This window comes from Sphaerisporangium album (genome assembly GCF_003323745.1).
Lineage (GTDB): Bacteria > Actinomycetota > Actinomycetes > Streptosporangiales > Streptosporangiaceae > Sphaerisporangium > Sphaerisporangium album.
The window spans coordinates 1-5,866 of sequence record NZ_QOIL01000047.1 but is presented as its reverse complement, the minus strand read 5'-3'; the positions used below and the strand labels follow the sequence as shown (position 1 = coordinate 5,866).

Annotated in this window: 10 protein-coding genes; 5 read left to right on the top strand and 5 right to left on the bottom strand. The window is 68.6% G+C overall.

Translation table 11 applies throughout. The features are described from left to right. Both DQ384_RS40055 and DQ384_RS40800 read right to left on the bottom strand, forming a co-directional pair. Positions 1–235, bottom strand: a 235-nt coding sequence (locus DQ384_RS40055; RefSeq protein WP_484378274.1) for a DNA ligase-like domain-containing protein, incomplete at its 3' end; no start/stop codon positions are given. A 127-nt stretch (positions 236–362) separates the two neighbouring features. Further along, positions 363–728 carry a hypothetical protein gene (locus DQ384_RS40800; RefSeq protein WP_147269109.1) on the bottom strand — a complete coding sequence of 122 codons (366 nt, stop codon included), beginning with the start codon at positions 726–728 and terminating at the stop codon, positions 363–365. A 39-nt stretch (positions 729–767) separates the two neighbouring features. Between DQ384_RS40800 and DQ384_RS41985 the strand changes: the two genes are divergently transcribed. After that, positions 768–941: a hypothetical protein gene (locus DQ384_RS41985; protein WP_181871706.1), complete on the top strand. Its 174-nt coding sequence runs from the start codon at positions 768–770 to the stop codon at positions 939–941. 137 nt (positions 942–1,078) lie between these two features. Here the strand turns inward: DQ384_RS41985 and DQ384_RS40050 are convergent, their stop codons facing one another. Further along, the gene (locus tag DQ384_RS40050; protein ID WP_114034114.1) at positions 1,079–1,942 is read right to left on the bottom strand and encodes an SAM-dependent methyltransferase; all 864 of its coding nucleotides are present in this window, start codon (positions 1,940–1,942) and stop codon (positions 1,079–1,081) included. On the opposite strand from DQ384_RS40050, the gene DQ384_RS40795 reads away from it, so the two are divergent. The 3 genes from DQ384_RS40795 to DQ384_RS43920 all read left to right on the top strand — a co-directional run bounded on the left by DQ384_RS40795 (position 1,896) and on the right by DQ384_RS43920 (position 3,263). Beyond that, positions 1,896–2,510, top strand: a complete 615-nt coding sequence (locus DQ384_RS40795; protein ID WP_147269108.1) for a hypothetical protein — start codon at positions 1,896–1,898, stop codon at positions 2,508–2,510. The two genes, DQ384_RS40050 and DQ384_RS40795, sit on opposite strands and share 47 nt — an antisense overlap. A gap of 392 nt (positions 2,511–2,902) precedes the next feature. Next, a complete protein-coding gene (locus DQ384_RS40790) occupies positions 2,903–3,112 on the top strand; it encodes a hypothetical protein (RefSeq protein ID WP_147269107.1) in 210 nt (69 codons plus the stop codon). A 25-nt stretch (positions 3,113–3,137) separates the two neighbouring features. Continuing rightward, positions 3,138–3,263 carry a hypothetical protein gene (locus DQ384_RS43920; protein WP_281274205.1) on the top strand — a complete coding sequence of 42 codons (126 nt, stop codon included), beginning with the start codon at positions 3,138–3,140 and terminating at the stop codon, positions 3,261–3,263. Between the two features lie 270 nt (positions 3,264–3,533). Here the strand turns inward: DQ384_RS43920 and DQ384_RS40785 are convergent, their stop codons facing one another. Together DQ384_RS40785 and DQ384_RS40025 are read right to left on the bottom strand one after the other, a co-directional pair. Then, on the bottom strand, positions 3,534–3,998 hold the full coding sequence (locus tag DQ384_RS40785) for a hypothetical protein (RefSeq protein ID WP_147269106.1): 465 nt from the start codon (positions 3,996–3,998) through the stop codon (positions 3,534–3,536). A 255-nt stretch (positions 3,999–4,253) separates the two neighbouring features. Then, positions 4,254–5,015: a hypothetical protein gene (locus DQ384_RS40025; RefSeq protein WP_114034109.1), complete on the bottom strand. Its 762-nt coding sequence runs from the start codon at positions 5,013–5,015 to the stop codon at positions 4,254–4,256. A gap of 417 nt (positions 5,016–5,432) precedes the next feature. Here DQ384_RS40025 and DQ384_RS43915 point away from each other — a divergent pair, with 417 nt between their 5' ends. After that, positions 5,433–5,567, top strand: a complete 135-nt coding sequence (locus DQ384_RS43915) for a hypothetical protein (protein WP_281274204.1) — start codon at positions 5,433–5,435, stop codon at positions 5,565–5,567. Positions 5,568–5,866: the final 299 nt, after the last annotated feature.

Here is a 5,866-nt window from a genome sequence, read left to right as displayed (position 1 = left end):
GCACGACTTCGGGGAAGGCGTGGCCGAACCTGGCCCCGCGCCGAGATCGCAGCTGCACCGCGCCGTGGTCGTCCACCAGCGCGATGGCGCGAAAGCCGTCCCACTTCGGTTCGAACAGCAACCGGCCCTGTGGGGCGGGGGGTATCTCGTCCACCGCCCGTGCGAGCATCGGCTCGACCATCCCCCGAACGTGCACGACCTCCCCCGTCACCGTCCGGGGGAACGGCCCTGCCATGGCTCATGACCTGCGTGTTTCTGTACCCAGGCCAGGATTAGGCATTCGGGTCACGAATCCCTCCTGAGCGCCGGTCGCAGTGGCCGGTGGTCTGGAGCCCGCCTTCACCGGCGGAAGCGGTCCCACGTCAACGCGCTTGAGGCCGGGGTACGACGCCGCTGCCGAAACTCAGCGACACGAGCAGGCCGCCGAGGCCGGTCACCCAGCGCTGGTCGCGCACTCCACCCTCCCCGACCGCGCGGCCTGGCTGCTGCCACCTGACCGAGACCCTCGAAGCCCACCAGCCCCCGCTGGCCACCGACAACGACGCATTTGATGAAGTGCTGCCACTGTTCGGCCCGTCCATGCTGGGATCAGCATTCAGCTGGATCCGGCGCTCCTGGCCCGGCTGACCGACGACGGCCACCAGATCCTCGGCCGGTTGTAGCACCACGGCGCCGCCCAGATCTGCCAGACACGCGGCGCCGGTGCGCCGACCCGTTGAAGCGTTCACTGTGGCGTGGCACGCGGCCGGCTCCGGTGCTGACCTTGCATGTCGACCAACGGCTACCAGTCCGCCCCCGCCCCGCCGCAGGGTGTTTCCCGGTCGCGGCACGTCCAGGCCCGGGCGCTGCGCACCGCGGCCACCGCCGTCCGCCGGGCCCGCATCCCGGTCGGCGTCTTCACCGGCTCGGAGGTGGTGCGCCAGGGCGGGCCCGCGTGGTGACGGGTGCGGCGCGTGCGTGGCTCGTCGCAGTTGCCTGGCGGGCGCGAGCAAGGCGTTCGAGGGCCGGGTACGGCTGTGATTACGCGGCGGCGTCGATCAGGGCGGCCACCGAGGCGACACGGCAGCCGGTGGCGTCGTCATGGCTTGCGCGCGAGGCCGCCAGCGCAGGCGACCTCAGGGGCTTCACCCAAGGGATTGGGCTCTGGCCGCCATCGCGGCACTGAGACCACACCGGGCTCCAGCAACGTCAGACCGTCAAAGTAGCCCGTGATCAGCTCCGGACTGCGGGGCGTGTAGGGGACCACCCCGGTGCCCGTATTGTGGCGATGCATGGCCTGGAGGTAGGCCGGGTCGGTGTCAGTGCCGTCATAAAGCGCCAGGTAGCTGCCCGAGGGAAGGTCCTGCATCAACCGGCGCACTATCGAGAGTGTCTGTTCGTAGTCGCTGACCAGGCCCAATATCCCCATCAGCATGAGCGCGGTGGGCTGGGAGAAGTCCAGCGTCTTCGCGGCCGCCTCCAAGATGAACTCCGGGTCGCGTACATCCGCCTCAATGTAATCGGTGGCACCCTCGGGTGCGCTGGTGAGCAGCGCCCGGGCATGCACCAGCACCAAAGGGTCGTTGTCCACGTAGACGATGCGCGAGGTCGGCGCCACCCGCTGGGCGACCTCATGGGTGTTGTCCACAGTCGGCAGCCCGGTGCCGATGTCCAGGAACTGGCGGATCCCCGCCTCACCGGCCAGGTAACGCACCACGCGAGCGAGCATCTGCCGCGAACAGCGGGCGACGTCCACCATGCCCGGAAAGACGGCACAGACCTTGTCACCCGCCTCCCGATCGGCGGCAAAGTTGTTCTTCCCTCCCAGCAAGTAGTTCCAGATCCGAGCCGAGTGCGGCACGTCGAAGTCGATCCGCGGCGTCCCGCGGTTCGCCACGACGCGTGATGACGCCGCAGTGTCCGGACCGGATAACGGATTCGAGATCGTCGACTCATCGACCATAGGGGACGCTCCTGCCTTCCGATGTCTCTGCAGGGAGAGTACGCCCGTCCATGATCCCCGGTCGCTCGGCTCGGCCGAGCCACCCTCCCTCCGCGACCTCCAGCTCCAACGAGATCGCGCCCTCAACGCGGAGCTGACCGCGCGCGCCCGCCAGCGCGATGAGCTCGCCCAGCACCAGCAGAACCCGCACCTGCCACCCGCGCCCTGGCAGATCACCCGTTATCACCCCAACGGCGTCTTCGAGGCCCGCCTGCAGCCATGGCAAGCCATCCGCCAAGGCGACACCGACATCTATCCGCCCGGCCTGCCCGCGGACGAGCGGTTCACGATCAACGTCTACCTGGCCGACAGTCGCACCGGGCGGGTGCACGCCCACGCCGTGACCTCCTGGCCGCCGGAGTTCTCCAACAAACTCCGGGCGGCGATCGACCGGCACCTGGGCGGCCCGCAAGACGACCACGCCGCCGGCTTCGAGCTGCAGCAGCTGCTCCAGCGGCATCCCGACACGGGGCGGCTGGCCCGTGACCAGGCGCCCTTTACCTGCGCCGCCCCACTGGCCGCCGCCTGACCGGCAGAAGGGCACGCGGCCTGCTCAGGCAGCGCTCACGCTCGCGACTGCCCGGTGCAGCTCGCCCGCCTGGATATGGTCCTGCGACACCCCACGTCCTGTCACGCGCCCCTTCCTGGGCCTGACGACTGAGATCCGCTGCGTGGACAGCTCGAGGGGGCCTCACGAAGGCGTAGGTGTGATTCTCCTCAAGAGTGTCCTGTCTCCGGCTCCCTGCTCTTGGAACTCTGGCAGGCTCAGCGATCATGCAGACACCGCGTTCGGGATCGGGATATGTGACACGCCCCGTCGGGCAGTCTTTCGCTGCCCACGTCAGCGCGATGCTTCGGGCCCTCTTGCAGCACAGTGGCGGCGCAGATGCTTCGCCTGAAGGCGTCAGGCTCGTCACGAACGTGACCAACCTGACTGATGAGCAGATCACGATCCTGAGAGGGCAGGCTGACGTGGCGGGGATGACCCTCGTTCTCGTCGACGACGGCACGACGCCACGTGTGGCAAAAGTCCGCTCCCGCGACCTGGCGCCCCACGAGCTCGCGGCGATGGACCAGAGCGCCGCCGCCCGCGCTGGTGGAGACGCAGGAGCCTCGCGGCACCAGCCGTGATGTGACTAAGCCTCGGCGATGCCTCATGTGTCGGTTGGTCCCGCGCGCGGTCGAGCTGCTCGGCAATCTCGCCGCCGCGACCCGTGACGAGGTTGCCTATCTCACCGCCTTCGCCAAGGGACCTACCCTCCAGCCGCCGCTGGAGCGCTGAAGAGCGGGCATGAGAGGACGTCCTCGCGTGCGCGCGCTACCGGCCCAGCAGCACAAGGTGCCTGAGGCCGCAAGATCCCCAAGCGGCTCGTGGACGACTGGGATGAGGATGCAAACTTGCGCCCCGTCGCAATGCACGGAAAAGGGCTGCCCTGAGGCAGGAGGACCCCTTCGCCGGCTCCCACTTTTGCTCGCCCTGTGCCTGGCGCGCTACTTCTGCCAGCGGTTGAGGGCCGCACGCTCTCCCCTGTGCACCCCTGGGCCTGGATGTCTAGCAGGCGGCCATATCGCGATAACCGCTGTAGCCGAGATCGCTGCTGATCTTGATGCTCGCCACGACCGTCACACACCGGCGAACGCTGACAATGATCGGCCCGGCCGACGATTGGGAGGTGGTCTCGATGTCCTTGGCGTCGAACCACTCGCCGTAGAGATCCTGGGAGCCTTGGCCGGGCTTGGTAGGCCAGTGCACCTGCAGGATCATGCTCTTGATTCGTGTTCTTTGACTCCACCCAGCGCGAACGGACAGAAAGGCGCATTTCATGCCCTTCTGTGGGTGGGCGTAGGCGTTGATGGTGGCCACCGGAGCCACGAAGGTCCGGCTGTTCTTCTTGTTCCAGTCCCATCGCTGATTGACCGGAATACTGCTGCGCAGGACATAGCCCTGGCCGCACGGGTTGGCCGTCGTGACGGATGCCTGAGCCGGGGAAGTTGGGGAGGCGATCGCGGCGATCATGACGCCGGTCGCTAAGGCCCTTCGTCGCCAGCCATCCGCTTTCCGACTGAGTCTCTGACTGTTCGTCATGTCAGATGTATACAGGCAGGGCAAAGGGATGAAAAGGTCCCAGCGGCAACCCGAGCCCCTCGCGATTCGTGCGCTGACGGGCGATGGCCAACGCGCCCACCGCAGGACGGCCCAGGACGGCTGTGACACATCCCAACTCGGGCCTTCCGCGCGTGCCCCGCTCCCCGGCGGTTGGACGCCGGGCTCTCACCCGGCGCTGGCAGTGGCGCTCAAGCTGTCAAAGTGCGGGCATGCCCGTTGATCGGCGGTCCAGGGGCTGGTACTGCGGCGCCGGTATCGCTGATAGAAGCCCTGAGCGTGCGCGTACTGGCCGGTGGTGTACCAGGTCAGGCCCGGGTGGCGGGTCTCCAGCTCGCGTAGGGCCAGCGTGCCGAACCCGCAGCACTGCCACTCGGGTGAGAAACTGATCTTCTTGAGCAGTCCGACTCCACACGGCTCGCAGATCGCGTACCGGACGCGCCCGAGCGAACCCTCTTCTCCCGCGGCGATCGAGAACTCATACGACACGGTCGGCCCGTCATCCGCCTCTCGGCGACGGCCCGGCGTGCCCACGGCCCGCGCGATCGCCTCTGCTCGGGCACGGCTGGCCGCCTCGTACAGGCTCCATCCCAGATCGGTGTCCAACTCGGCGATGACGATCTCGCCCCAGCCCGTCACCTCGACGCTCTCCTGCGCCAGGACAGCAGACAGACGGGCCTTCCACGCCTCAGCGAACACGGCCGGCCCGCGATGCTCGCCGTCCTGCTCGGCCACCGTCTGCTGGAAGGACTCACGGACGATCGCCTGCATCGCCCCCCGCCGCATCCGCCGCTCGACATCGTCGTCCCGCGACATGCCCGCGGCCTTCCCCCGGATCCGGATGACCAGGCCGCGCAGCCCCGCTGGCCGGCGGGGCGCCACTTGCGGCCACGACTCGGGCAGAGGCTTCCACAGCAGGCGCACCAGCATGCCAGCACCGTAACCGGCGGCGAGTTCCCCGCCATGAGATTTGCCGAGTCGGTGTGGAGTTTCCTGCCTCGGCTGGGGAGACCGAGGTGCGGCGAGGATGGCGAGTTCCGTAACCACGCCCCAAGAGCCGGACATCACCTGGGTCGAGCAGCGGGTCGGGCTCGGCCAGCGTGAAGCGCAACCGTTTGAGCAGGTGCTCAAGGATCCGCGCCCTGCGCGACCCCGATGCGCCCGATGCCGACGACGACGATGTCTGAAGACCCTACGATCGAAGCTGTCGTTGCCAGCGCTGTCGAAGCGGGGACGAAACTCAGCAGATAAAGGGAGCGGGCATCGCTGACGGACTCAGACCGGCGCCGGACCGGACAGCCCGAGGTTGACGCGCTGCTCGACCAGGCCGACGCCGCACATCAAGCGTTGGACGAGATCGTGACGATCCACCACGCCGAGCGCATCGTCTCCCAAGCCCGGCTCGCCCAGCTCGTCGCCATCGCCGGGTCGGTGGCCAGCGTCCTGTTGTGGCTGCGCCACCGGCGCGGCAAGAACCGCTGACCCTGGGAGCGGGCGGCTCAGGGCTGTCACCCCCTTTGCCGGGTAACTCCTCGGCGACTTTCCGCCGTTTTGGGGGCCCGTGGCGGCACGCTTGAGGGGTGAGGGCATTGCAGCCGCCGCAGGGCGGGCGTGGGCACCGAGACGGGCGCCGAGGGTGGCGGCGGGTGTGGCCGGGATGCCGCCTTCCAGCAGCGCGGTGAGCACAGTGGCGCGCAGCATGTGCGGATGCAGGGCGCGGGCGCGCTCAGCGGGGATCTGGCCGACGATCGCGGCCTGGGTGATCGCCGCGCTGACCCACC